Origin of the sequence: Ruminococcus sp. zg-924 (genome assembly GCF_024433635.1) — a bacterium.
In the GTDB taxonomy this organism is placed as follows: Bacteria; Bacillota; Clostridia; order Oscillospirales; family Acutalibacteraceae; genus UBA7067.
Genome location: NZ_WNJZ01000010.1, coordinates 68,431 through 95,218, shown reverse-complemented (window position 1 = coordinate 95,218; position 26,788 = coordinate 68,431). Strand labels below are relative to the sequence as shown.

23 protein-coding genes, 1 tRNA gene, 1 riboswitch and 1 other annotated feature are annotated in these 26,788 nt (G+C 41.6%); of the genes, 12 read left to right on the top strand and 12 right to left on the bottom strand.

Annotated features, from left to right (window positions below; genetic code table 11):
- Window positions 1–223: 223 nt before the first annotated feature.
- Window positions 224–823, bottom strand: a complete 600-nt coding sequence (locus tag GMA13_RS06320; protein WP_255883245.1) for a zeta toxin family protein — start codon at window positions 821–823, stop codon at window positions 224–226.
- Window positions 824–1,095: 272 nt separating this feature from the next.
- Between GMA13_RS06320 and GMA13_RS06315 the strand changes: the two genes are divergently transcribed.
- Entirely contained in the window at window positions 1,096–4,194 is a 3,099-nt protein-coding gene (locus tag GMA13_RS06315) for an ATP-binding protein (protein ID WP_255883244.1), read from the top strand.
- Between the two features lie 864 nt (window positions 4,195–5,058).
- On the opposite strand, the gene GMA13_RS06310 is transcribed toward GMA13_RS06315, so the two are convergent.
- Window positions 5,059–5,134 (bottom strand) — tRNA-Val (locus GMA13_RS06310).
- Window positions 5,135–5,302: 168 nt separating this feature from the next.
- Window positions 5,303–5,506, top strand: a binding site (T-box leader).
- Window positions 5,507–5,565: 59 nt separating this feature from the next.
- On the opposite strand from GMA13_RS06310, the gene alaS reads away from it, so the two are divergent.
- The 6 genes from alaS (at window position 5,566) to GMA13_RS06280 (ending at window position 13,342) form a co-directional block, all read left to right on the top strand.
- The gene (gene alaS / locus GMA13_RS06305) at window positions 5,566–8,202 is read left to right on the top strand and encodes an alanine--tRNA ligase (RefSeq protein WP_255883242.1); all 2,637 of its coding nucleotides are present in this window, start codon (window positions 5,566–5,568) and stop codon (window positions 8,200–8,202) included.
- Window positions 8,203–8,215: 13 nt separating this feature from the next.
- The gene (locus tag GMA13_RS06300) at window positions 8,216–8,623 is read left to right on the top strand and encodes a hypothetical protein (RefSeq protein ID WP_255883240.1); all 408 of its coding nucleotides are present in this window, start codon (window positions 8,216–8,218) and stop codon (window positions 8,621–8,623) included.
- A gap of 81 nt (window positions 8,624–8,704) precedes the next feature.
- Entirely contained in the window at window positions 8,705–10,030 is a 1,326-nt protein-coding gene (locus GMA13_RS06295; protein ID WP_255883238.1) for a carboxyl transferase domain-containing protein, read from the top strand.
- Window positions 10,031–10,091: 61 nt separating this feature from the next.
- Complete coding sequence (locus GMA13_RS06290; RefSeq protein WP_255883236.1) at window positions 10,092–10,454, top strand: biotin/lipoyl-containing protein; 363 nt, start codon at window positions 10,092–10,094, stop codon at window positions 10,452–10,454.
- Between the two features lie 31 nt (window positions 10,455–10,485).
- Window positions 10,486–11,889: an oxaloacetate decarboxylase subunit alpha gene (locus tag GMA13_RS06285; RefSeq protein ID WP_255883234.1), complete on the top strand. Its 1,404-nt coding sequence runs from the start codon at window positions 10,486–10,488 to the stop codon at window positions 11,887–11,889.
- A 229-nt stretch (window positions 11,890–12,118) separates the two neighbouring features.
- Window positions 12,119–13,342 carry a HAMP domain-containing sensor histidine kinase gene (locus GMA13_RS06280; RefSeq protein ID WP_255883232.1) on the top strand — a complete coding sequence of 408 codons (1,224 nt, stop codon included), beginning with the start codon at window positions 12,119–12,121 and terminating at the stop codon, window positions 13,340–13,342.
- Window positions 13,343–13,391: 49 nt separating this feature from the next.
- Here GMA13_RS06280 and GMA13_RS06275 read toward each other — a convergent pair whose 3' ends face one another.
- From GMA13_RS06275 to GMA13_RS06230, 10 genes are all read right to left on the bottom strand, one after another.
- On the bottom strand, window positions 13,392–13,811 hold the full coding sequence (locus GMA13_RS06275; RefSeq protein WP_255883231.1) for a GNAT family N-acetyltransferase: 420 nt from the start codon (window positions 13,809–13,811) through the stop codon (window positions 13,392–13,394).
- A 2-nt stretch (window positions 13,812–13,813) separates the two neighbouring features.
- Complete coding sequence (thiD, locus tag GMA13_RS06270) at window positions 13,814–14,614, bottom strand: bifunctional hydroxymethylpyrimidine kinase/phosphomethylpyrimidine kinase (protein WP_255883246.1); 801 nt, start codon at window positions 14,612–14,614, stop codon at window positions 13,814–13,816.
- Window positions 14,610–15,260 (bottom strand): HAD family phosphatase, encoded by a 651-nt coding sequence (locus GMA13_RS06265; protein ID WP_255883230.1) that lies wholly within the window; start codon window positions 15,258–15,260, stop codon window positions 14,610–14,612. Before GMA13_RS06265 ends, thiD begins: the two co-directional genes overlap by 5 nt.
- Window positions 15,261–15,272: 12 nt before the next feature.
- Window positions 15,273–16,580 carry a phosphomethylpyrimidine synthase ThiC gene (gene thiC / locus GMA13_RS06260; RefSeq protein ID WP_255883228.1) on the bottom strand — a complete coding sequence of 436 codons (1,308 nt, stop codon included), beginning with the start codon at window positions 16,578–16,580 and terminating at the stop codon, window positions 15,273–15,275.
- 44 nt (window positions 16,581–16,624) lie between these two features.
- Window positions 16,625–16,724: riboswitch (TPP riboswitch) on the bottom strand.
- 104 nt (window positions 16,725–16,828) lie between these two features.
- Window positions 16,829–17,968: a L,D-transpeptidase gene (locus tag GMA13_RS06255; protein WP_255883227.1), complete on the bottom strand. Its 1,140-nt coding sequence runs from the start codon at window positions 17,966–17,968 to the stop codon at window positions 16,829–16,831.
- Between the two features lie 195 nt (window positions 17,969–18,163).
- Window positions 18,164–18,601, bottom strand: a complete 438-nt coding sequence (locus tag GMA13_RS06250) for an Rrf2 family transcriptional regulator (RefSeq protein ID WP_255883226.1) — start codon at window positions 18,599–18,601, stop codon at window positions 18,164–18,166.
- A gap of 189 nt (window positions 18,602–18,790) precedes the next feature.
- Window positions 18,791–19,342, bottom strand: a complete 552-nt coding sequence (locus tag GMA13_RS06245) for a nucleoside triphosphate pyrophosphatase (protein ID WP_255883223.1) — start codon at window positions 19,340–19,342, stop codon at window positions 18,791–18,793.
- A gap of 26 nt (window positions 19,343–19,368) precedes the next feature.
- Entirely contained in the window at window positions 19,369–20,319 is a 951-nt protein-coding gene (locus tag GMA13_RS06240; protein WP_255883221.1) for an RluA family pseudouridine synthase, read from the bottom strand.
- 54 nt (window positions 20,320–20,373) lie between these two features.
- On the bottom strand, window positions 20,374–21,108 hold the full coding sequence (locus GMA13_RS06235) for a YebC/PmpR family DNA-binding transcriptional regulator (protein WP_255883220.1): 735 nt from the start codon (window positions 21,106–21,108) through the stop codon (window positions 20,374–20,376).
- A gap of 92 nt (window positions 21,109–21,200) precedes the next feature.
- On the bottom strand, window positions 21,201–22,196 hold the full coding sequence (locus GMA13_RS06230; RefSeq protein ID WP_255883219.1) for an asparaginase: 996 nt from the start codon (window positions 22,194–22,196) through the stop codon (window positions 21,201–21,203).
- Between the two features lie 181 nt (window positions 22,197–22,377).
- On the opposite strand from GMA13_RS06230, the gene GMA13_RS06225 reads away from it, so the two are divergent.
- Genes GMA13_RS06225 through priA form a run of 5 tightly spaced genes read left to right on the top strand, consistent with a single transcriptional unit; the run spans window position 22,378 to window position 26,780 of the window.
- Window positions 22,378–23,256: a YicC/YloC family endoribonuclease gene (locus GMA13_RS06225; RefSeq protein ID WP_255883218.1), complete on the top strand. Its 879-nt coding sequence runs from the start codon at window positions 22,378–22,380 to the stop codon at window positions 23,254–23,256.
- Window positions 23,257–23,270: 14 nt separating this feature from the next.
- The gene (locus GMA13_RS06220) at window positions 23,271–23,522 is read left to right on the top strand and encodes a DUF370 domain-containing protein (RefSeq protein ID WP_255883217.1); all 252 of its coding nucleotides are present in this window, start codon (window positions 23,271–23,273) and stop codon (window positions 23,520–23,522) included.
- Complete coding sequence (gene gmk, locus GMA13_RS06215) at window positions 23,515–24,117, top strand: guanylate kinase (protein ID WP_255883216.1); 603 nt, start codon at window positions 23,515–23,517, stop codon at window positions 24,115–24,117. The genes GMA13_RS06220 and gmk overlap by 8 nt, the downstream gene beginning before the upstream one ends.
- A gap of 1 nt (window position 24,118) precedes the next feature.
- Window positions 24,119–24,328: a DNA-directed RNA polymerase subunit omega gene (gene rpoZ, locus GMA13_RS06210; protein WP_255883215.1), complete on the top strand. Its 210-nt coding sequence runs from the start codon at window positions 24,119–24,121 to the stop codon at window positions 24,326–24,328.
- Complete coding sequence (priA, locus tag GMA13_RS06205; protein WP_255883214.1) at window positions 24,321–26,780, top strand: primosomal protein N'; 2,460 nt, start codon at window positions 24,321–24,323, stop codon at window positions 26,778–26,780. Before rpoZ ends, priA begins: the two co-directional genes overlap by 8 nt.
- Window positions 26,781–26,788 lie beyond the last annotated feature (8 nt).

Genomic DNA, 26,788 nt, shown 5'->3' with positions numbered 1-26,788 from the left:
CTTATTATTTCTGTTTCATATTCCTTTACATGTCGATAACTTCTTGGCATAAAAATATCCCTCCTGATGTATATTCTACATCAAGAGGGGTCTTTTTTCTATTGTCCATTTTTTACGGACTTGTTCAAGCGGAACCGGTTCCGCTTTTCTTATCAATACAGAAAAAACCCCCTTGAGATTACGCATACTTAGGTGTGAACTCAAGGGGGTTTAAACAGACGTTTTATAGCTTTAGATTATTAGCTTTGACAATTTTATCAATTTTCTGTTGCTGACGTGTAAGTAGCTCTTTCATCCAATTTGGCTGCTCATAACCATGAGTAATTATTTCTCCGTTTTTATACATTCCAACTTCTTTGTATCCGTTGAAATTGTCATAAAAGTAAGCAACATCACAATATGGAAGAATGCGCTCAAGATTTTCAAATCTGTGCTCAAATCTTTTCAAGACATCATCTTTTGAAATGTTATGACCGCCTTTTCTGACTCTGTTTTCAATGCGATCAAGGGACTCTGTTACAGTATCAAGTCCAACATAGTAAAGACGGATATAATATCCTTTTTCTTTGGCTTTTGTCACCGTCTTTTCGGTTCTGACTCCGCTTAACGTTGTTTCCTGAGTGAATGTAATTCCTTTTGAAAGACAATCATTAATCAAAGCGACAGCATGTTTACCTCCGAGTAATCGGTTGCCTCCGAATTTTTCATTAATTTTATCAACATCAATAATCATGCCAAAATCATTAAGACGAGATTTTAATGAGCCAATTAAGCTACTTTTTCCTACGCCGTTTACTCCACCAACAATATTATATATTTTCAAAACAATCGCCCCTTAGTAATGACTAAATAATAATACAATATATCAATTTAGTCAAGAGCATTAATGTAAGCAAAACCGGAACCGGTTCCGCTTTTATAAATTAAAATATATTGTACGAAAATAAGTTAATGAATTTTTGCATTTATTATTTAAATATGTATTGATAATTTAATTGTAATATGATAATATTTCACATAGGTGATATTTAATCACATCACACATTTATTGATTTCGTAAAATTGTGTAATTCAATACGACGGGAGAGTTAAAACATGATTAATGATATTTTAAATTATTGGTATAAAATTGAATATTTTACACCTTGTTGGCCTATAGACGTAAAGAGGGATATCAATCTTAAAAACCTGGATAAAATAGTTTTGCCGTGGATGAAAGAGCAAAATGATAAAAAAATAAAGCTCAGTTATGATTTGTACTTTGGTAAAATTAAATCAATTGATTTAATAAAGTGGATGTTGAATGAACTTCACGAACAGGTAGAAGAACGTATTGAGCCAGATAATTCAATTACGTGTATATTTGCTTTTAAAGTTGATGAAAAGGGTTATTATGTTGATAAATCATTTTCGGTTTCAAGTTTTGTGTGGGCAGTTTGTGCATTAGTGTCTTCAGGCTCAATTAGAACAGAAATTAATCCTAAGGAAGTTAAGAGCTTTGAGGAAGAGATGAATCTAGTGATAATAAAAGAGCAGGATGATTGTAAAAAACCTCTTGATAAATTGGGTTTAGAGAATCTTTTTGTTAAAATAATTCTTCGCAAGTTAAAATTATACGAAGGATTAGCAGATTTTTCTCTATGGGCTCGAAAGAAAACACAATACGTAAAAAAAGATGGAAGTTTTTCGGATATTGATCCAGCGACTGAACTGTTCCAAAGCTTTTATCTTAATGATATCAAAAGGGTAATTGATCATCCGAGCCCAAAGATTAATGAATACGTGCTTGCAGGTGTACAGGATGAGAATAAAAGACATCGAATTTTAATAGATTCTGATGTACAAGAAATGAAAAAATGTTTAGCAGCATATAATTTTCCCTTAGGATTATGGCCGGGAGAATACAATCCTTCCTTAATGCAACAGATAGGTATAAATATTTGTACCAAAGGAAACGAAGATATATTTTCAATTAATGGACCACCCGGAACCGGTAAGACTACGCTGCTTAAAGAAATTGTTGCCTCAAATGTAATAGAGAGGGCAAGACTTTTAATTGATTACGACAAACCGGATGATGCATTTAGTGTTGCAGAATTTAAAAATCCATGTGACCAATATAATTGCACATATTACCGTATGGATGAAAGATTGAAGAAGTATGGAATAATAGTAGCTTCAAATAACAATGCAGCAGTTGAGAATATCTCATTAGAGCTCCCAAAAATTCCATCAAAGCCAAAGGATAGAACCGAAAGATTTTTTGGACAAGGTAATGAAATTTCAAATGATGTATATTTTTCTGATGTTGCAAGCGAGCTTATAGGAAAACCAGCATGGGGACTTGTTTCTGCAAAACTCGGTAAAAAGGAAAATTTAAAAAAATTAAAGGAACGTCTTTGGTGGGCTAAAGACGGAATTACATTAAAACGATACTATGAGGAAGAGGTCTGTGATTGGAACAGTGCACGCGAAAAATTTGAATTAGCCTTAAAAAAAGTATTAGACGAGAGAAAACAAATTATATATGCGCAAAAATTGACAGAAAAAGGTGAATCACTTGATTTAATTAGAACAAATTTAGTTTTAAATTTGGAAAAATATAAACAGATGAAATTGCATTATTTGGATAAGGAAAAAAGAACAAAGTGTGAATATGATAAGTTAAGTCAATTAGTTACAAGATTAAATTTAATCAATGTCAGAATTAATAGTTTGAATTCAAGTATGAGTTTTTTTCAGAGATTTTTAAAGAGTAACTCAGTAGTAAAAGAGCTACGATGTTTGCGTATTGAAAAGCAAGATATAATTTTTAAAATTGCTGAGCAAAAAAAGATTAATGATAGACTCGAAGAAGAAATAAAGAACTTAAATAATGAAATTTTAAGTTATAGGCATATGTTGGATAGGGAGACTGAAAAATTAAATTTTATAAAAGATTATAATAATGTTGCTGATGATAAATTTTGGGCTGACATAACAAAAAACGAAAAATCACAAGCAAGCTGTCCTTGGGTGTATGAAAGATACAATGAAATGAGAGAAGAACTGTTTTATCAGGCGCTTCAAGTAAATAAAGCATTTGTGTTATCAAGCAAACACGTTAAACAAAACTTGCAACGACTATTTTCTCTGTGGGATGGCAAATACTCTATTGATGATTGTAAAAATTCATATGGAGATCTATTGAATACATTGTTATTGGTGATTCCGGTTATATCTACGACATTTGCTTCTACAGAAACTTTTTTATCGGATATTCAACAAGATGAGCTTGGACTGCTTATTGTTGATGAGGCTGGGCAGGCTACTCCCCAAAGTGCTTTAGGGGCTTTATGGCGTTGTAAAAGAGCGATCATAGTAGGAGATCCTCTACAAGTTGAACCCGTTTTGACTGTTCCAAAAGAGTTGATTAAACGTTTTGCAGATGAATATAATATCTCGGCGTATTATAAGACGCCAGAAATTTCTGTCCAAAAGCTTGCTGATGATATAAATTTATATGGCGGATATAGAAATGTTAATGGTGAAAAAATATGGCTCGGTTGTCCGTTGGTTGTCCATAGACGTTGCTTAAGTCCGATGTTTGAAATTTCAAATGAAGTGGCGTATGAGAATAAAATGTTTTCTAAGACGAACCCACCAAAAGAGGGCACCGTTTTTGTGTTTGAAGATTCAGTATGGTTTGATATCAAGGGTAGGGAAAATGGAAATAAAGATCATACTGTTAAAAATCAAATTGATTTCACTAGAAGTGTATTTAAAGAGTCCATTGAAGTTTCACATGGATTCCCAAATATGTATATTATTACACCATTTAAACGCGTAGCTGATAATTTAAGAAAGATGATGCGTTCTGTATTACTACAATCTGAATATATTGATAGTGAAAGTGTAGATGATTGGATAAAGGAGCATTGTGGTACCGTCCACACATTTCAAGGCAAAGAAGCTCGTGAGGTAATACTTGTTTTAGGATGCGATAATCAATCTGGAAAAGGTGCAGCTCAATGGGTAGGACAGAAGCCGAATATTATTAACGTTGCTGTTTCTAGAGCGCAATTCAGAATAGCCGTCGTTGGAGATTATGATTTGTGGAAAAACATACCGAATGTTCAGGTGATATGCAAATATTTAGAAGACAGGATAAAAAGTATACCTTTAGAGATGGGTGGACTACAACAAAGAAACTGAGGAGACACTATATAGCTTGATGATAAAATAATACCAAGCTATTAAAAGGCTGTATGACTGTATGTAATATTGGTGCAGTTTTGCGAGATTAGCTTTAATCTTCTTTTTTTGAATAGTAATAATTTTATCAGAAACCCGGAACCGGTTCCGCTTTTACAAAACAACCCCACCGTCAGACGCAGCTCTGAGTAGCCGCAAGTCTGAACGGTGGGGGATTTTTTATCTATAAAATTTATAAGAAAAAATTTTACCAAATTATTCAAAAATACTTGATTTATTCGTTGAGATGTGTTACACTATAAAGGAATAAAGAAGAATAAAGCAACCATAGCCCACAACTTGTTACCAGCAAATTGTGAGCTTGCACCTCTCAAAGTGTTGAAGCACTTTAGAGACTTATGGAAGCCATATCTACGGTTATAATACCGTATTTGGAATACATTTGTCAAGTTCGCCACTTTGAGTTTTGTAGAAAAGTGGTGAACTTCTTTTTTCACTACAATTGAATTAGTTGCGGAAACTAAGACGAAGAGCCTGCGACAGCTATGCGATGAACGCCAAGACCTCGGTTTAACCGATGAGCGGGGAGCGAGCCAATTTACGGGGGTAAATTGCTACTGCGGCGCTCGGGTAAGGATTTCCGATGGTAAGGAACAAAAATCCTGAAGAGGAAGCTTTAACCAAACTCTTAAAACACTGGCAAGACGTTGATTTTTCCGGTACAGGCTTTTTACCGGATTAGCCGTTAAGGGCAGTGATAATAAGTTTCCGACAGACAACAAAAATGTTATCAATCTGATGATTGATAGGGTGTTGCTTAGCCACCGGCAAGCGGCGATTAAGCAATGTCCTATCGTTATCAGTTGGTGGGAACAATAGGGCTCGAACCTATGACCCTCTGCTTGTAAGGCAGATGCTCTCCCAGCTGAGCTATGCTCCCTTTTTTCAACGGTTAATATAATATCACAACAACGTAATTTTGTCAATACATAATTTCCGTTTAAGGTGGTCTTTGGATAAAAATTTGCCGTTTTAACTGCATTTTTTACTGTAAAATTATTGACACCATTCCACGAAAAATGTATAATTATTTTAATGTGAATACGAAACAATGGCTGTGAAAGGACAAATTACCGACATCTTGCTGTTCAGAGAGAAAGCCCTCGGCTGAAAGGCTTTTCTGCAAAAAGGTATGAGCCATCCTTGAGCCTGCGGCGAAGAGCCGCACGTATGTCGGCGTTAACGGCGCTAAAGCGGCAGAACTCGTTCTGCAATTTGGGTGGTACCGCAGGATTATACTCTTGCCCCATGTTTGGGGCAGGAGTTTTTTTTGTTTCGTAGATAATTTTATTACATAAGGAGATTTTTGTAATGCAGTGGACAGGACTTAACGAACTTAGAGAAAAGTATTTATCTTTTTTTGAGAGTAAGGGCCATTTGCGATTGCCGAGCTTTTCTTTGATTCCAAAGAACGACAAGAGCCTTTTGCTGATTAATTCCGGCATGGCGCCGATGAAAAAGTACTTCACAGGCGAGATTACACCTCCGAGAAAGAGAGTAACAACCTGCCAGAAGTGTATCAGAACACCTGATATTGAAAGAGTTGGCATAACCGCACGTCACGGAACATTTTTTGAAATGCTCGGAAACTTCTCGTTCGGAGATTATTTCAAGCACGAAGCTACCGCTTGGGCATGGGAGTTCTTTACAAAGGTGCTTGAAATTCCTGAGGAGAAGCTCTATGTTTCAATATACGAAAACGACGATCAGGCCTACGACATTTGGACAAAGGAAATCGGTGTTTCACCTGAGCATATGGTAAGACTCGGCAAGGAGGATAACTTCTGGGAGCACGGCACAGGTCCGTGTGGCCCTTGTTCTGAGATTTATTTTGACAGAGGGCCGGAAAAGGGCTGCGGCAAGCCTGATTGTGCAGTAGGCTGTGACTGTGACAGATACGTTGAGGTCTGGAATCTTGTATTTACTCAGTTTGACAGTGACGGCAACGGCAATTATGCTCCGCTTGACCACCCGAATATTGACACAGGAATGGGTCTTGAAAGACTTGCCTGTGTAATGCAGGGTGTTGACAACCTTTTCCTTGTTGATACCGTCCAGAATATTATGAAGAAAATCAGCGAGCTTACCGGCGTTGCATACGGTGAGAATGATAAGTATGATATTTCCCTGCGTGTTATCACCGACCATATCAGAAGCACAACCTTTATGATTGGCGACGGTGTAATGCCGAGCAACGAGGGCAGAGGCTATGTTCTCAGAAGGCTTTTAAGGAGGGCTTCACGTCACGGCAGATTGTTGGGCGTTAAGGAGCCTTTCCTTTACAAGGTTTGCTCAACTGTAATTGAAGAGAATAAAACTGCATATCCTGAGCTTGTAGAGAAAAAAGATTTTATTGAGCATCTCATAAAGGTTGAAGAGGAAAACTTTAACAAAACAGTTGAACAGGGCTTTGCAATGCTCTATGAGTTTATAGACAAAGAGGACAGTGAGATTTTCTCCGGCGAAAGAGCGTTTAAGCTCAGCGACACCTACGGCTTCCCAATTGACCTCACAAAGGAAATTTTAGCGGAAAAGGGCATTAAGGTTGATGAGAAACGCTACAAGGAACTTTTGGAAAAGCAAAAGGAAAATTCAAAAAATGCAAGGGATAAGTCAGGCACCGAGGCTTGGCTGAGTGAAAACACAGACTTAAGCGGCGTTGATAAGACGGAGTTTGTCGGTTATACCGATTATTCGGCGCAGGCTGAGGTTGCAGCCATTATCAAAGACGGAAAAAGAGTAGACGCCGTATATCAGGATGAGAAGGCTGTTGTAATTCTTAATAAGACCCCATTTTATGCAGAAAGCGGTGGTCAGGCATCAGATACAGGCGTTATCACCGCTGATAATGCGAGCGCAAGGGTACAAACCGTTTCAAAGAATCACGACGGTGTGTTTATGCACACTGTAAATCTTACAAGCGGTATGCTCTCTGTCGGTGATAAGGTTAACGCTCAGATAGATGTTGAAAAGCGTAAGGATACGATGAGAAACCATACAGGTGCTCACCTTCTTCAGGCGGCTCTGCGTCAGGTTCTTGGAACACACGTTCAGCAGGCAGGTCAGCTTGTAAATGATGACAGAATCCGTTTTGACTTTACTCACTTCTCACCGCTTACTGCAGAGGAAATTGCAAAGATTGAGAGAACGGTAAATGAAGAAATTCTTAAAGCTGAGGAGGTTGTTACCAAGGAAATGCCGATTGCAGAGGCTCAAAAGCTCGGCGCAATGGCTCTGTTCGGAGAGAAATACGGCGATATAGTAAGAGTTGTAAAAGCCGGCGACTTTTCCGTTGAATTCTGCGGCGGTACTCATGAGAACAACACATCAAAGCTTGGTCTGTTCAAAATCGTCAGCGAATCCTCAGTTGCGGCAGGCGTCAGAAGAATTGAAGCCGTTACAGGTCACGGCGTTCTCAATACTATAAACAGCTATATGGAGCTGATTCACAAGGCGGTAGCCGCTTTAAGGCTGAATAACCCTGTTGACCTTGCAAGAGGCTGTGAGCAACTTGTCAGCGACAACAAGGAAATGTCAAAGGAAATTGAGCGACTTAACGATTTAATGGCATCAATGCGTATGGGTATGCTCTTTAATAATGCGTACAAGGTTAAGGGTGTCAAGGTTGTATCTGCTGCGTTTAACAACGTAAATGCTGATATGCTCAGGGCAATGTGCCAAAATGCTATCGACAAAACACCTAAGTGCGTTGTTGTGCTTGCAGGTATGAGAGATGGCAAGGTAACATTTGCGTGCAGCTGCGGCAAAGAGGCAAGGGAGCTTCACGGTGCTAATGCAGGCAAGATAGTAAAAGAGGTTGCCAAAATTGCAGGCGGTAACGGCGGCGGCAAGCCGGACATTGCTATGGCAGGTGCAAAAGACCCAACAAAGGTTGACGAAGCAATCATGGCTGTAAACGACATTGTTTCAAACCTTGTTCATGAATAAGTGGTGAAATAAAATGCTTTGTGTTAAACCTACAAATGATGAAAAGCTAAAAAGCGAGATATTAAGCAAGAATGAAATATTTGGTGCTAAGCCCGATGTGCTGACTGCTGTTGAAAGCGGAAGGCTTCTCGGCTATGTCGCCGTTGATCCGATTGACAGGGAATTGAGACTTGCGAATTTCAATATTACAGATTGTGACAGTCTTGACAATCCGAGCAGAGATAACCTTGAAATAGCTGAATATCTGCTTAGAGCAGCAGGAAATTACGCTTACAACAGGCTAATGTTAACCTTAAGCTGTGAAATTCCCGAATACAAACCAATTCTTAAACGATTCGGCTTTGAAGAAATAAACAATAAATTTCAGCTTGATATAAAAGTATTGTTCAAAAAGTGCGAAAATTGCGCATCGGGTCATTAACACTTGTAGTTTTCGCCGATTTACCTTATAATTAATTTGTATATTTTTAAAGATTTTGCAGTATGAAACGGAGGAATAAGAATGAGTACACTCAATAAAAAAGAGGTAATTTCTCAGGCTAAGCAGGAGATAGCAAATTCTGTTGCTTACAAAAGACTTGCCGCTCTTTTTGACGATGGAACATTCACTGAAATTGATGCTTTTGTAAAGAGCAGCGATTCCTATGCCGAGGTTGTCGCAGGTTACGGAGCAGTTAACGGCTGCCCTGCATATGCATTCGCTCAGAACAGTGATTTTGCAGGCGGCGCAATGTCCAAGGCACAGGCGTCAAAGCTTGAAAAAATTTATGATTTAGCGGTTAAAACAGGCAGTCCTGTAATCGGTCTTTATGATTCAAACGGCGCAAGAATGAACGAAGGCGTTGATATGCTCGGCGGTTACGGAAAAATTCTCAACAGCATCAGCAATCTTTCAGGTGTTGTTCCGCAGCTTTCCGTAATTCTTGGTAACTGCTTTGGTGCAGGTGCGCTCAATGCCGCAAATGCGGATGTTATCATTATGAGCAAGGATGCTAAGTTCACTGTTGCAACAAACGGCACAGGCGGCGGCAGTGATGAAGCATATGAGTGCGGTCTTGTTGATGCTGTGGCTGAAAGCGAAGCCGAGGCAATTGAAAAGGCTCGTGAGCTTATTACCTATCTTCCGTCCAATAACCTTTCTATGGCTCCTATTGCTGACAGCGCAGATGCAGAAGCTGTGTCCGGTGATGACCCGATTGCTCTTACAGTTGACGCAGGAACATTCTTTGAGCTTAAGGCTGGCAGCGGAAAGAACGCAAAGGTCGGTTTTGCAAGAATCTGCGGCAGCACAGCAGCTGTTGTTTCAACAAACGGTGAAGAGCTTGACTGCAAGGACTGCAAGAAGATTGCAGATTTCGTTAATCTTTGCGACAGCTTTGCAATTCCCGTTGTTACATTCGCAAACAGCAAGGGCTTTAAGTGCTTGAAGTCAGCTTCCAAGCTTGCCGCAGTTTATGCTCAGGCTACAACAGTTAAAGCCACAGTTGTAACAGGCGAGGCTTACGGCCCGTTCTATGTTGCAGTTGCAGGAACAGGCGCAAATGCCGATGTTACCTTTGCTTGGGCAGACGCAAGCATTGCTCCGCTTCCGCCGGTAACAGGTGCAAATATCCTTTGGGCAGATAAGATGGCTGTTCCGGTTTCACAGCAGCAGGCTGTTATTGACGAGTTCAAGGCAACACAGTGCAGCGCATTTGCAGCAGCAGCCAAGGGATATGTTGAGGATATAATCAACCCGGAGAACACAAGAGCAAAGCTCTTTGCAGCCCTTGATATGTTGGCTGGAAAGAGAGTTTCTACACTTCCGAAGAAGCACAGCACAATCTGATTTTTTCGTACTGCTTATACTTTTATATATTAATGAATAAAACTTAAAAGGAATGATAATAATGAAAAATTTGAGAATTACTGTAAACGGCACTGCATATGATGTTCAGGTTGAGGAGCTGGGTTCGTCAGCAGCTCCGGCACCGGCACCGGCACCTGCTCCGGCGGCAGCTCCGGCACCCGCAGCAGCACCTGCTCCGGCAACAGGTGCAGGCGAGCCGTTAAAGGCTCCAATGCCCGGTACTATTGTTTCCGTTAATGTTACAGCAGGTCAAAGCGTAAACGAGGGCGACGTTGTTGTTATTTTAGAGGCTATGAAGATGGAAAATGAGATTATGGCACCAAAGGCAGGTACAATTACCTCTGTTTCCGTTTCAAAGGGCGAGAGCGTTGCTTCAGGAGCTGTTCTTGTTACAATTCAGTAATATAGAAAGCTTATAGAAAGGACTGACTAAAATGGCAAAGAAAAAAATTCTTGTAACCGAAACAGCGCTTAGAGACGCACATCAGTCTTTGATTGCAACAAGAATGTCAACCGAGGATATGCTTCCGATTTTGCCGATGCTCGACAAGGTTGGTTATCATTCCCTTGAGTGTTGGGGCGGCGCTACATTCGACTCATGTCTCAGATTCTTGAATGAGGACCCATGGGAAAGACTGCGTACAATCAGAAAGAACTGCCCAAACACAAAGCTTCAGATGCTTTTCAGAGGGCAGAATATGCTCGGCTACCGTCACTATGCAGACGATGTTCTTGAATATTTTGTGCAGAAATCCTGCGCAAACGGTATTGACATTATCAGAATATTTGATGCGCTCAACGATATCAAAAACCTTAAAACTGCAATCACGGCAGCTAAAAAAGAAGGCGCTCATGTTCAAGTTGCAATTTCATACACAACAGGCCCTGTATTTACAAACGACTATTACGTAAAGTATGCTAAAAAGATTGCAGAGGCCGGTGCAGATTCAATCTGCATTAAAGATATGGCTGCACTTTTGACTCCTACTAAGACAGTTGAGCTTGTTAAGGCTATCAAGAAGGCAGTTAATCTTCCTGTTGATTTGCACACGCACTACACATCGGGTCTTGCATCTATGTGTCTGTTAAAGGGCGTTGAGGCAGGTGCTGATATAATCGACACAGCTATTTCTCCGCTTGCACTTGGTACGTCACACGCACCGACAGAGTCAATGGTTGCCGCACTTGAAGGCACAGATTACGATACAGGCCTTGACCTTAAGCTTTTGAATGAAATCAGAACCTATTTTATGGGATTAAGAGAAAAATATATTGCTTCAGGCCTTTTGGACCCGAAGATGCTCGCAACAGATACAAACGCACTTATGTATCAGGTTCCGGGCGGAATGCTCTCAAATCTTCTTTCTCAGCTAAAGCAGGCTGGCAAGGAGGATCAGTTTACACAGGTTCTCGAAGAGGTTCCGAGAGTTAGGAAAGATTCCGGTTATCCGCCGCTTGTTACTCCAACATCTCAGATTGTCGGTACTCAGGCTGTGTTCAATGTCATCACAGGCGAGCGCTACAAGATGTGTACAAACGAGTTTAAGGATCTTGTAGCGGGAAAATACGGCACAACTCCTGTTCGTATTGATGATGACTTCAGAAAGAAGATTATCGGCGATGAAAAGCCTGTTACATGCCGTCCGGCAGATCTCCTTGCACCTGAGCTTGACTCACTCAAGGCTGAGTGTGCTCAGTGGACACAGCAGGAGGAGGACGTATTGTCCTATGCTATGTTCCCGAAGGTTGCGGTAGATTTCTTCAAAAAGCGCCGTGATGCACAGGCTGGAATTGACAGAGCAAACCTTGACGAGGAAAAGCAAATTCATCCGGTTTGATTAAACTAAATTAAATTTAAGTTGGGCAACAGCAAGACAATGTAATCTTGCTGTTGCCCTTTTACGATAGCTGTTTTTATTAGATTGTATGTTAGAGTAGGAATTGAGCGGATATAGCATTTTGCTTATATATATGTAAATCTTTTTTGTGCTATTGCATTGCTCTGCGCCTTATGATAAATTAAATATGTTAGAAATTGTCTGATTAAAAGGAGGTTTTGCTTACAGTATGAAACGCTCGCATAAATTCATAATTGCATTTCTTGTGCTTACCGTAATATTTTCGTTTTTGACCGCAGCTGTTACAGCTTTTCAGCTTGATAAAATCCGAGCTGCTTCAAACGAAGGTGTGTTAAGAGCTATTTCAGCAGTGAAGCAAATATGCCCCGATATTAGCGACACTGAAATAGCCAAGATATTAAATGGCAAAGAATATGATAAAAGTCTGGTTGATAGCCTTAAGGCTTACGGTATTTCTCTTGATGATGATTGGGCTGTATATCAAAACCGAGTGATTGCACAGAAGGTTGTAACATTAAATGCAGTATTGTGCGGCGCTATCTGTCTTGTACTGTGCACCTTGTTTCTGCTGTACAGACATAAGCAAAGGGCAGAGGCACGTCGTCTTACGGAATACGTAGAGCGAATCAACAAAAAGGAATATGACCTTTTAATGGAAGAAAACGGTGAGGACGAAATGTCTCTTCTGCGCAATGAGATATACAAGACAACTGTTATGCTCAAGGAACAGCGTGACAATTCTCAAAAGGATAAGGAGAGCCTTAAAGATTCATTGTCTGATATTTCACATCAGCTGCGAACACCATTGACCTCAATCCTTGTTATGGTTGACAATATTCTTGACAACGACAATATGCCGCCGGAAATTCGGTATGAATTTTTGCGTGATATTCGCCGCAGTGCAACCTCAATGAGCTTTTATGTTCAGTCTATACTTACGCTTTCAAGGCTTGAGGTAAATTCCGTCAAGATGAAATCTAAGGAAGAAAGCCTGCTTGGAATAATTAACGAATGTATTCAAAACACTGAGGTTTTGTCCGAGCTTAAGGGGGTTACCGTGACGGCTCAGTGCGATGAAAACCTTAATCTTGTATGTGACTTCAAATGGCTAAGCGAGGCTCTAACCAATATTGTAAAAAACTGCGTTGAACACACTCCTTGCGGCGGTGAGGTGTGTTTGTCAGCACAAAAGACGAAGCTGTATGTCAAAATAACAATATGCGATAACGGAGAGGGCATAACTCCGCAGGATTTGCCGCATATATTTGAACGCTATTATAAGGGCAAAAACTCAAGTGATGAAAGCATCGGCATCGGTCTTGCTCTTGCAAAGGTTATAATTGAAAAAAGCGGCGGTATCATTTCCGTTTATTCAACCGTTGGAAAGGGAACAACCTTTGACATACGCTTTTTCCCTAATGTAAACAGATAAATATAACCCTGATTGTCGGACTGATTTTACAGCCGATAATCGGGGTATTTTATAGCATTTTTTCCATATGTATATGCTCGCAGTATTCGTCATAATATATGTCACCGCTTGCAGTAAAGCCTTGCTTTTCATAAAAGCCTTTTGCCCTTACCTGCGAGGAAAGCGAAAGCTTTTCACCGCCAAGTGACCTAATATACTTTTCCGCCTCTTTTACCATCAAGGCTCCAAGCTGCTTGCCTCGGTGTTCCTTAAGTACCGCAAGCCTGCCTATAATAAACTCGTTTGCTCCGTCACCCTTGAAAAAGCGGCAGCAGGCAATCGGAGAGTTATCATCATACACTACCAAATGCCACGCTTTTTCGTCGGTGTCGTCAAACTCGTTTACAAAACCCTGCTCCGTAATAAAGACAGTTTGTCTTATATCTTTTGCGAATTGCGGCAGGTATGAGGTTATTTCTATGCGTATCAAGCTTATCTCTCCGTCCCTTCAGAGGCAAATCTGTAATTGTGTAGCAGAGGGCCGCTACCATTACCAATGTCAAAATTTACTCTTAATGCACCGCTGATATATTCTTTTGCTGCTGTTACACTGCTGCATATGCTCTTTCCGTCTGCAAGACCGCAGGCTATCGCCGAGGATAGGGTACAGCCTGTGCCGTGGGTGTTGTTGTTTTGAATTTTCGGCGAGCAGAACCATTTATATTCTTTGCCGTCAAACAGCAAATCATCAGCGTCGCAGCTGCTGTGGCCGCCCTTTATCAGCACGGCAGTATGGCACTTATTATATATGAGTTTTGCGGCATTTTCTGCATCAGCCTTGCCGTTTATGGCTATGCCGCTTAAAGCCTCAGCCTCAGGAATGTTTGGCGTCACAATCGAAGCCAGCGGCAGTAAGGAACCTGTTAGCTCGTCAATTGCGTCCTGCTGTAAAAGAGGACTTCCGCTTGTCGATATCATAACAGGGTCAAGGACTATATTCCTTGCGCCGTATTTTTTCAGGCTCTGTGCAATCGCTTTGATTATTCCGGCATTTGACACCATACCTATCTTTACGCTGTCAGGAACAATATCCTCAAAAACGCACTCAAGCTGCTTTGCAACAAACTCAGGCGTGACGTCCGAAACACCGTAAACCCCTGTTGTGTTCTGTGCTGTGAGCGAGGTTATTGCACTCATTGCATACATACCGAAGCAGGTTATAGTCTTAATGTCTGCTTGAATACCTGCACCGCCGCTTGAGTCTGAGCCGGCTATTGTAAGCACTGATTTAATCATAAATTTTTTTCCACTCCTTCATAGAGTTGAGATATACATCGGCAATATCTTTAATTTCATCTGCATTTTTGTCGGCTTCGCTGTCATATACAGCCGCAACGTTAAAGCCTGCACGTTTTGCAGTTTTAACAGCGTAAAGTGCGTCCTCAAACACCCAGGTGTTTTCCTTCTTTGTTCCAAGATGCTCTAAAGCAAGTTCATATATTTGCGCAGTATCCTTGCTGATTCCAAGCTCAGTTCCCGAAAAATACTTGGAAAAATACTTGTCAAGGCTACATCTGGTTGCCGCTGCTTTTACAAGAAAGGTCACATTTGTTGTTGCAACGCACATCTTTATGCCGTTGCTTTTAATTTCTTCAAGAGCCTGCATAACGCCGTCTTTCGGCTGAACCTTGTCCGTATATTCAAATTGTGCTATACGGTTAATATCATCTATTATTTCTGAAACCGTGCGGTCTATACCGTAATTCTCTTTTAAATATTCTGCCGCTTGCTTTATATTCATTGCGGCAACATCTTCAACTAAACCCTCACGAGGCTGTTTTGACATAGACAGCAGGTATTTACCTGCCGCCATACGCCATACATACATTGAGTCATACAATGTTCCGTCAAAGTCAAATATTATTCCGTCAATGCTCATATCAGCAACACCTTATTCGTCAAATATGGATACAATTTCACCGTCGAGTATGCGGTTCATATTCTTAACGGCGCAGAAGTTGCCGCACATACTGCAAGTATCTTCTTTTTCAGGCTTTGCCTCGGCACGGTATCTTTTCGCTTTTTCAGGGTCAATGGAGATTTCAAACATTTTCTCCCAGTCGAGCTTTTTTCTCGCTTTATCCATCTCCAAATCCCATTCAATAGCACCCTTAACACCCTTTGCAATGTCTGCGGCGTGAGCGGCAATTCTTGTGGCTATAATGCCCTCCTTAACATCGTTGACGTCAGGTAGTCTTAAATGCTCTGCCGGCGTTACATAGCACAGGAATGAAGCGCCGCTTGAAGCGGCAATAGCTCCGCCTATTGCAGAGGTTATGTGGTCATATCCCGGAGCAATGTCTGTAACGATAGGGCCGAGAACATAGAACGGTGCGCCGTGACAAAGAGTCTTTTGGATTTCCATATTAGCCGCAATCTGATTAATCGGCATATGTCCGGGTCCTTCAATCATAACCTGTACGTCCTTTTCCCAAGCTCTCTTTGTAAGCTCACCGAGAGTGATAAGTTCTTCAATCTGAGATGCGTCAGTTGCGTCCATAAGGCAACCCGGACGGCAGGCGTCGCCAAGACTTATTGTAACATCATATTCTCGGCAGATGTCAAGAATTTCGTCATAATACTGATAAAACGGGTTTTCCTCGCCTGTCATTTCCATCCAGGCAAAGATAATAGAGCCGCCTCTCGAAACTATGTTCATAAGTCTTTTATTCTTTTTGAACTTTTTGGCTGTTTCCTTGTTTATACCGCAGTGAATTGTCATAAAATCAACGCCGTCCTCAGCGTGCATACGTACAATATCAATCCACTCTCTTGCGGTGATAGTTTTAAGAGCCTTGTGGTAGTACACAACAGCGTCATAAATCGGTACAGTGCCTATCATAGCAGGACACTCAGATGTAAGCCTTCTTCTGAATTTCTGCGTATCGCCGTATGAGCTTAAGTCCATAATAGCTTCTGCACCCATATCCACAGCGCTTTTAACCTTCTCAAGTTCCATATCAATGTCCTTCCAGTCACGTGATGTGCCGAGGTTTACGTTGATTTTTGTCTTTAGCATAGAACCGAGTCCGTTAGGCTCTATGGCTTTGTGCCGCTTGTTGCAGGGGATAATAACCTTACCCTCAGCCATAAGCCTTATAAGCTCATCTCGGTCTATACGCTCCTTAGCGGCAACAGCCTCCATTTCTTTTGTAAAGATGCCCTTTCTTGCGGCATCCATTTGAGTAGTGTACTCCATAAAAAGACCTCCTAAAAAAACAAGGTATACATACTTATATGCATACCTATAATTTTCTGTAATTCCTACGTTGGCATTATCCAAATCAGGTATAAGGGTCGAAGCCGAACTTCCTCTCAGCAAAAAGCTCCCCATATTTTGTTTAATTCTACTCTACCATTTCAGCGGCTTTTTGTCAATATAAAAGACAGCGGCAAATCGGATTAACCGTATCTGACGCTGTCTGATTTTAAATATTTATTACAGTTTTAGTAATAGCCGCCGTCTGAATAGCCGTCACCGCTGTCCGAGTAACCGCTATCGCCGCTGTCCGAGTAACCACCGTCGCCACTGTCCGAGTAACCGTCATCGTCACTGCCCGAGTAACCGCTATCCCCGTCAGAATAATCATATGATGAGGACGTTTCATCTTGCGGTTCATCATATGATGTTGTGTCATCACTTGATGTGTATTCATCAGTAGGCTGAGTGTCATCTGTTGTTTCAACTATATAACCGCTGCTGCCTGTGTCCGGGACCTTAACGGTGCCGCTGATGACAACCGGCGTTCCGAGTACAATATTTTCATATATCTTCTTCATTGCATCAAGCGGAGTGTTAATACAGCCGTTTGAACCCTGATAAGTATAAATATCGCCGCCGTAGCCGGTATCTCTCCACTGTGAATCGTGAAGACCTATATCGTTTGATACATTAATTCCAACCCAGTATTGTGTGGTTACGTCCCAAGTAGGCCCCATAAGGTGAGCAGGTGACGCAAGCTTTCTAACCTCAAAATATCCTGTCGGGGTGTCACAGGCTCCTGCTGTGCCTGTGACAACAGGTGTTTCAACAAGAAGCTTGTTGTTCTTGTAGAACCACATAGTCTGCTTGTCAATGTCAATATGAATGTATGTGTCGCCAACGTCATATCCGTCAATCTGCTGGCTTTCAATGCAGGTAACGGACTTATCAGTTGCTTCGCCGTATACAGTGTCATAGCCTGTCCGAGAGTTATACGGCTTTACTCTGAAATAATATGTATCACCGGTATTAAGCTCCTTAGTTTCGTAGTTTAACTGGTTTGTGGAAATCAGGTGCTCATAGTTTGAACCGTCCTTAGACATATACACCTCATAGCCGGTTGCATTTTTTGATTCACTCCAGTTGAGTTTTATTTTTCTTTTGTCTGAGCTTAACTCAAGCTTTACAGCTGACGGAACAGCAAGCTCCTCTCCGTCAGTAATAGGCGTACTTGAAACCACCATAATAGCACTTTCACCGTTTGTGCTGCAACAGGCAGAAAGCAACACAGCAGCAGCAATTACTGCTACTAAAAAACAAAGAACACGAAAAATAACAGTGAACCTTCCGTTGCCTGTACTTAAAACCTTCCCTTTTTTTGCCATCAAAATTCACCAAGCTGCTTTCGTAAGATAATAAGTTGATTATAACACAAGTTTTTTGTAAATTAAAGAGTGGATTTGAGTTTTATGGAAAATATATGAATTATTATGTAGTTTAAGCGTTATAAGATGTAAAAATACCTACAAAACAAAAATCCGAAATACTGCAAAGCGTATTCCGGATAAAATTATTCTTGATTATATAGAGTAATTATCAAAGGCTTCTTCACTTTGACTGTCAATCAAGTCCTGTAATGTTATACCGTCAAGGTAATCAGTCATAACCTTATAAAGACCTTTCCACATATTAAGCGTCATACATTCGCCGCTTCTATCGCAATAGTTCGGATTCTGTTCCAAGCAGGAAACAGGGGCGATACCTCCCTCAGTTGTACGCAGAATTTCGCCGACAGTATAGCTGTCCGGCGATTTTGAAAGCTTATATCCTCCCTGATAACCTCTGTTTGTTTGTAGATAATCAGCTCCGTTAAGAAGCGGAACAATCTGCTCCAGATATTTTTTTGAAACTCCCTGACGTTTTGCAATGTCCTTCAGTGCAACATATCCGCCGTCAGCGTGTATAGCAAGGTCAAGCAGCATTCTCAGCGCATACCGACCTTTTGTGGAAATCTTCATTGAATTCACCTCTAAATGTAATTATACCACATATTCTGCGCAAAAATCAATATATTTTCCGTCGATAATCCGTACATTGTGTATAGCATAATATGATAAAGATGACTTGTGTTAACGCAGGCAATGATATTAATTTGACTTGTTTCTTAAAAGCTGAAGAGGATTCATCGCAGTGACAGAATCAAAATCTTATATAATCTCCTCAATCCTTCTTTTAAGCGCCGCAACAGGTAAGCCGACAACATTGTAGTAATCTCCGTTTATACTCTTGACAAGCGCAGCTCCTTTGCCTTGAATACCGTAAGCGCCTGCCTTATCCATCGGCTCTCCTGTGTCAACATACGCATTGATTTCATCTTCTGAAAGTGTGAAAAACTCGACAGCCGTTGTCTGTGAAAAAGAAATAACCTCATTTCTGTAATATATAGAACAGCCTGTGATAACCTTGTGCTCTTTGCCTGAGAGCATTTTAAGGGTTTTGCAGGCTTCTTCTTTTGTTTTCGGCTTGCCAAGCATAATGCCGCCTATGAATACTCCCGTATCACAGCCTATTACAATATCATTAAAATGCATTAAGTGAATATGCTCAGCCTTTTTTAACGCAAGATACTCAGGTGTTTTTTCAAGTGGAATATCCTCTGTTATGCACTCGTCTATGTTGGCAGGCTCAACCGTGAAGCTGTCGCATATTAAAGATAAAAGCTGCTGCCTGCGTGGAGAAGCCGAAGCAAGAATAATCATTGTTATACCTCACTTATATTTATAATTTACTTCATCACAAAATGGACATTCTTAGCCTCAAACTCTCTGCCGTTGAGGTAGTCAAGAACGCCGCCGCTTTCATTAAAATCAAACCTAAGCTTATATGCGTACAGAGCCTGATATTTGTAGTCGCTGTCAACGTTTTCTCTTTTGCCGTACTTAACATCTCCGCAAAGCGGATGTCCTATGCTTGCAAGATGCGCCCTTATTTGATGAGTTCTGCCGGTGATAAGCTCAACCTCCAAAAGCGAGGTATTGTCGTTTCTTTCTTCTAAAACACGGTACTTTGTTATCATCGTCTTGCTGCCGTCAACAGGCTTTTGCAATACCTTAACCTTGTTTTGCTTTTCGTTTTTAATCATATATGCGCTCAGGGTGTCCTCTTTAATGTCAAAATGTCCGTGAGCTGCACAAAGGTACAGCTTTTCAATCTCACGGCTTTTAATTTTTAAATTCAGCTCACGCAAAGCCTCTGCATTTTTTGCGCCTATAACAAGACCTCCTGTGTTGCGATCAATTCTGTTTGCAAAGGCAGGTGAGAAGCTCTGTTCACTTTCGGGGTCATATTCGCCTTTGCTGTAAAGATAGTGTTTAAGTCTTGTAACAAGGCTGTCAAAATGGTAGCTTCCATCCGGGTGAACAAGAACGCCCTGCTTTTTGTCAACGATTATTATATTTTCATCCTCATATATTATGTCAATTTGTTTTGGTGCCTTCATAAAGTCATACTGCTTTTTCTTCGGTTTAGCGTCAAAAAACTCGTCCTTAATGTAGAGCGTTATAACATCGCCTTGATTAAGCTTAAGCGAAATATCGGGCTTTTTGCCGTTTACCTTTATGCACTTTTTTCTTAAATACATATACATCATAGATTTGGGCATAGTTGTAAAATGCTTTGACAAAAACTTGTCAAGCCGCTGTCCCGAATCGTTTTTGTTAATTATAATTTCTCTCATAGTCACCGTAAAAAGGCGAGTGCAAAAGCACCCGCCAAAAGTTAGTTTAAATTATTATTCCATTTCCCAGTTATGCCATACGTTCTGAACGTCATCATTGTCCTCAAGCATATCAAGAAGCTTTTGCATCTTTGTGAGCTGATCCTCATCGGTAAGTTTTGTGTAGGTGCTCGGAACCATTTCAACCTCAGCTGACGCAAAGGTATAGCCCTTAGCACTTAAATCCTCGTTAATGCCGGAGAAATCGTCAGGCTCTGTGAAAATCTCAAAAACATCATCGTCAGCCTGAAAATCTGCTGCACCTGCCTCTAAAGCGTCCTCCATAACCTTGTCTTCGTCAAGGTCACATTCCTCACGGTCAATAACCAAAACGCCCTTCTTCTCGAACATAAATGTAACGCATCCGGGTGTACCTAAGTTTCCGCCGTGCTTGTCAAATGCGTGGCGAACGTCAGCTGCTGTTCTGTTCTTGTTGTCTGTCAGAGTTTCAACTATAACAGCAATTCCGCCCGGGCCGTAGCCTTCGTATGTAATAGCCTCGTAGTTGTTAGCGTTGCCCTCGCCTGACGCCTTCTTGATGATTCTTTCAATGTTATCATTCGGCACATTGTTTGCCTTAGCCTTTGCAATGCAGTCACGAAGCTTTGAGTTTACGCTTGGGTCTGCGCTGCCTCCGTCACGAACTGCAACAGCAAGCTCTCTGCCGATTTTTGTAAAAACTTTTGCTCTTGCGGCGTCATTCTTACCCTTTTTCTGCTTAATTGTACTCCATTTATTATGTCCTGACATATATATAAATCCTCCCGAAAAAATTGTCGCTAATTATTCTATCACAAATTCTATCTCTTTGCAACTGTTGAAATACCTCGGTTGCGGCATATTTAAGCCAAATTTATCTCTTCGCATATATTTTTTGCAAACAGCCTTGCCGCTTTGATGCGATTTTCGCAAACGCTCAAAAGCCACAAAAGCTTGCAGTAGGCACTTTCCAAGGTCATATCACAGGCAGAAATTATTCCTAACCGTTCTAAGCTGTTCCCAACGGCATACCTCGACGGAATGATGACGCCATGCCGACACTGAGAAACCATAACAAGCAAAACTCCCTTTTGTACAGCATATTCAACCGCATCCTCCCACGCCTTATTCGGAAGTCCTCCTGTGCCGTAGCCGCAAAGCACAATACCGTCATATCCGCAGTCCGAGCAAAGTTTTAAAACCTCTCCGTTATCTCCGGGAGTAATGTTGATTGAAATTACCTTAGCGTCAAGCTTTTTTTCTTTACTGCACGGCAGTTCACCTGTGTATAAACAGCCTGTGTTTTCACAGAAAAAGCGTGTTGTGCCGTTTTTTATTCTTCCCGCATAATCCTTGTTGACAGACACGAAGCCGTCACCAATTCCTGTTTCCTCTTTGTAACCACGAGTACCGTAAATTATTCGTGAGCCGAACACAATATACACTCCGCAAATACCGCAGCAGGCGGCTTTAATTGCATTTGTAAGATTGTCGGGTGCGTCGCTGTTTTCTTCAAACATAGTTTTCTGCGAGCCTGTGATTATAACAGGCTTGTTTAACTTGCACAATAAAAACGAAAGCATAGCCGCTGTATATGCGAGCGTGTCAGTTCCGTGAGTTATCACAAATCCGTCATATATATCAGCCTTGCCTGTTATTTCGTCAGCAATAAGCTCCCAATGCTCAGGCTTTATAGAGGTGCTGTCAATAAATAAAAGGTCGCTGTAATCAATATTAACGCCGCTGTCAACTGTGATAAAATGTAAAAGCTCAGCGCCGTACAGCGCAGGGGACAGGGCTTGGTTGCCGCTGCCGCAGGAGATTGTTCCGCCTGTTGTGATAAGCAATATTTTTTTCATAGTCAGTCACCTCGCAGAAAAATAGTGTAATACTATAATATAGCAAACAAATGCTTTTATCAATATTAAGCTCAATATTTACACTTTTATGTTTTTTCAGCCTTGCAATTAAATGCAAAAAATGGTATTATAATAGTGTTTATAAATTGGTGTACTGCGCCATAGCGAATGGGATGGTAAAATGGTAAGAAGTATGACAGGCTTCGGCAGAAGCGAGAAAAAGCTTGACGGACGGGAAATTACGGTAGAAATAAAGTCCGTTAATCACCGCTATTTTGAATTTGGCTGCCGTGTGTCGAGAGGTTATGCTTTTTTAGAGGAAAAACTAAAGGCTCATATCCAGAAATCGGTCACAAGGGGCAAGGTTGATGTTTTTGTGTCTATAACCGACTGTGAGGAGAAGCAGGCGAATGTGTCTGTTAATCACTCTCTTGCCTCAGGCTATGTTGCCGCACTCAAGGAACTTAAGGAAAGCTACTGTCTTGCCGGCGAAATCTCTGTGAGCGATATTATGCGCTTTAACGATATTTTCACGGTGCATAAAGCTCCTGAAGACGAGGACGCCGTTTGGCAGAGTGTAAAAACTGTTTTGGACAGTGCGCTTGAAAGTTTCATCACAATGAGGGAACATGAGGGCGTTAAGATGAAGGAGGACATTCTAAGCCGCAGTGAAACGATTTTATCGCTTGTTTCAAAGGTTGAGGAAAAATCCCCCGAAACCGTTACAAAGTACCGCCAAAGACTTGAAGAGAGGCTCAAGGAGATACTCAGCGGAGTAAATATTGACGAGCAGAGAATTCTTACCGAGGCGGCTATTTTTGCCGACAAGGTTGCAGTTGCTGAGGAAACAGTAAGACTACGCAGTCACTTTGACCAAATGTTTGCTATGCTTGACAGCAGTGAACCAATCGGCAGAAAGCTTGACTTCATATTGCAGGAGATGAACCGTGAAACAAACACGATAGGCTCAAAGGTTCAGGACGCACAGCTTGCCCATATTGTTGTTGAAATTAAGGGCGAGCTTGAAAAAATCAGGGAGCAGCTGCAAAACATCGAGTAATTCGGGGTGAATTTATGAGGTTAATCAATATTGGTTTCGGAAATCTTGTGTCGGCTGATAAAATTGTTGCAATAGTATCTCCTGATTCCGCACCGATAAAGAGAATGGTGCAGGATGCGAAGGAGCAAGGAACGCTGGTTGACGCAACCTATGGCAGAAAAACAAAATCGGTTATTATAACCGACTGCGATATGATAGTGCTGTCGGCAAAAACTGCCGAGAGCTTTGAAAACAAAAGCGCAAAGGTGGCAGATGAAAATGAATAATAAAGGAAGAGCTGTTATAATCTCAGGCCCGTCAGGGTCGGGAAAAGGTACAACAGTTGGTGCGTTGCTTGAAGCAAGACCTGATTTGAAGCTTTCAATCTCGGCGACAACACGCTCACCAAGACCGGGTGAACAGCACGGGGTAAACTATTTTTATCTTACCTGTGATGAGTTCAATAATAAGATTAAAAACGGCGAGATGCTTGAATATGCTATGTACTGCGATAATCTTTACGGCACGCCAAAGGAGTATATTGAGCAGTGCATAAACAGCGGTGAGGATATTATCCTTGAAATAGAGGTTCAGGGTGGTGCGCAGGTAAAGGCGAAGATGCCTGATGCGATTTCAATTTTTCTTATTCCGCCAAACAGAGAGTCACTTGAAAAGCGCCTGAGAGGCAGAGGAACCGAAACCGAGGAGGTTATCCTTGCACGTTTGGCTCAGTCCTATGAGGAGCTTAAATATGCGGATAAATATGACTATGTAGTTATCTGCGGCGAAATGAACAAGTGTGTTAGTGATATTTTAAATATTATAGACAGTGAAAAGCTGAAAAGCGCAAATATGCAGGATTATATAAAGGAGAATTTTTGATATGAATATGATAAGACCTTCAATTGACGATATGTTAGCAAACAGAACAACAAGATACGCTTTGGTAGTTGGCGTTGCAAAAAGAGCAAGAGAGATTGCCGCCGAGTTTCATGACGAAGGTATTGTTACTGATAAGAAGCCTGTATTGATGGCTGTTGAGGATTTTAAACAGCATCGTTACGGCATACTTGAACCGGACGTAAATGACTGATATTAATAAGAAAATTTGCAGGGTGGCGGTTGAAAACGCCGCCTTTGGCTTTGATAAGCTATTTGATTACGAAATAGGTGAAGATATCGCTGCGCAAAACGTTATCGGCTGTCGTGTGCTTGTACCGTTCGGAAAGTCAAGAAAGCAACGTCAGGGCATTGTTTTTGACGTTTTCAGCGGTGACGGCGACAGTACAAAAAGTCTAAAAAAAATATCAGTCGTTTTAGATCGGGAACCGCTTCTTTCAGATGAGATGTTAAGGCTTGCGGCGTTTATCAAATCGCAGTATTTCTGCACCTATTACGAGGCGGCAAGGGCAATGCTGCCGGCAGGCTTCAATTATAAAATCAAGGAAACATATTGTCTTAACGCCGATTACAAAGGAAAGCTTATACTTGATGATACTGAGCAGGCAATAGTTTCCTTTGTCGGCTCGGCAAACCACTCTGTATCACGGCAGGAAATATGCTCGGCTTTTGAGCTTGATTTTAACACAAAGCTCCTTGATGACCTTTGCAAAAGCGGTGTGCTTGAATCAAGCGAAAGCGCAGTAAGATGTGTCGGTGATTTGAGCGAAAAAATGGTTGAGCTTTGCACCTTTGATGATGAAGCAGACGCCCTTACGCCAAAGCAAAAAGAGGTTTTTGAGCTTCTGAAAATGGCGGGCGAAATTTCTTTAAAGGAAATAATATATTTTACCGGATACACCAAGGCTGTGGTTGACGCTCTTGTGAAAAAGGGCTATGCAAGGTACTTTGACCGTGAGGTTATCAAGAGTGCTGAGCCGTCAGTTAATGCTGAAACAGTTCAGGAAATAAGTCTGACGCAGGAGCAAAACAGAGCCTACCTTGGCTTGTGTGAAAAATACAAAACCCAAAAGCCGTGTGTGTCGCTTTTGTACGGCGTAACAGGCTCAGGCAAGACCTCGGTTTTTATGAAACTGATTGATAGGATTTCAAAGGACGGCAGGGGTATAATCGTAATGGTGCCTGAAATTGCCTTAACGCCGCAGATTATCAATATTTTTAAGGCTCGCTACGGAGGTAGTGTAGCTGTGTTTCACAGCGCATTATCGCTTGGCGAGAGAATAAACGAATGGAAAAGGGTGCGGTGCGGTGAAGCAAAAATCGCCATCGGCACAAGATCGGCAGTTTTTGCGCCTGTTCAGAACCTTGGACTTATTATAATGGACGAGGAACAGGAATATACCTATAAATCAGAAAGCACTCCACGCTATCACGCACGGGAGGTTGCTAAGTTCAGATGCAAGGAAAATTCCTGTATGCTGCTTTTGTCCTCGGCTACTCCGAGCATTGAGAGCTACTATAAGGCGCAAACAGGAGTGTATTCTCTCTTTACGCTTAGCAAACGCTACGGCAAGGCTCAGCTTCCGCCTGTGCTTGTTGCCGATATGAATATAGAGCTGGAGCAGGGTAATAAAACCGTTGTTTCCTCAGTTTTGCTTCAAAGCCTGCAAGAGAATTTAGCCGAAGGCAAGCAGTCTATTCTATTGCTCAACCGCCGAGGTTACAACACGTTTGTCGCATGCCGCCATTGCAAGGAGGTTGTAAGCTGCCCCAACTGCTCAATTTCTTTGACCTATCATTCTGCTAACAATCGCCTTATGTGCCATTACTGCGGTTATTCAATTGCTTTAACCGATAAATGCCCGTCCTGCCATGAGCACGGACTGCGTTTTTCGGGAACAGGAACACAAAAGGCAGAGGAAACCTTGGCGGCTCTGCTTCCAGGCGCAAGAATACTCCGCCTAGACGCCGACGCAACAATGCGTAAAAATTCACACGAAACTTTGCTCGGCTCGTTTAAGCGAGGAGAGTACGATATTTTAATTGGAACTCAGATGGTTGCAAAGGGACTTGACTTTCCGAATGTCACGCTTGTAGGCGTTTTGTCGGCAGACCAGATATTATACAGTGACGATTACAGGAGCTTTGAACGCAGCTTTTCACTGCTTACACAGGTTGTCGGCAGAGCCGGAAGAGGTGATTGCCCCGGCAGGGCAGTTATTCAAACATTCACTCCTGACAGCTACGTAATAAATCTTTCCGCTATGCAGGACTATCTTGCATTTTACAACACGGAGCTTGCAATGCGTCGCAGCCTTTTGTATCCGCCGTTTTCCGATATTTGTATGATAGGCTTTGTCGGCGATAACGAGCTGTTAACGGCAAACGCCGCTAAGGAGTGTACTCGTCTTTTGTGCCGAAGTGCAAGGGAAACCTACCCACAGCTTCCGCTTCGTGTGCTCGGACCTACTGCTGCGGCGGTAAAAAAAGTTAGCAATAAATACAGATATAAAACAGTTTTAAAATATAAAAACAGCAGGAATTTCCGCACGATGCTGTCACAGCTTCTTATTGACTTCGGGAAAATCAGCAAGTATTCCCGTGTGACGGTATATGTTGACGTTAATCCCGAATCAATACTATAAGGATGTGG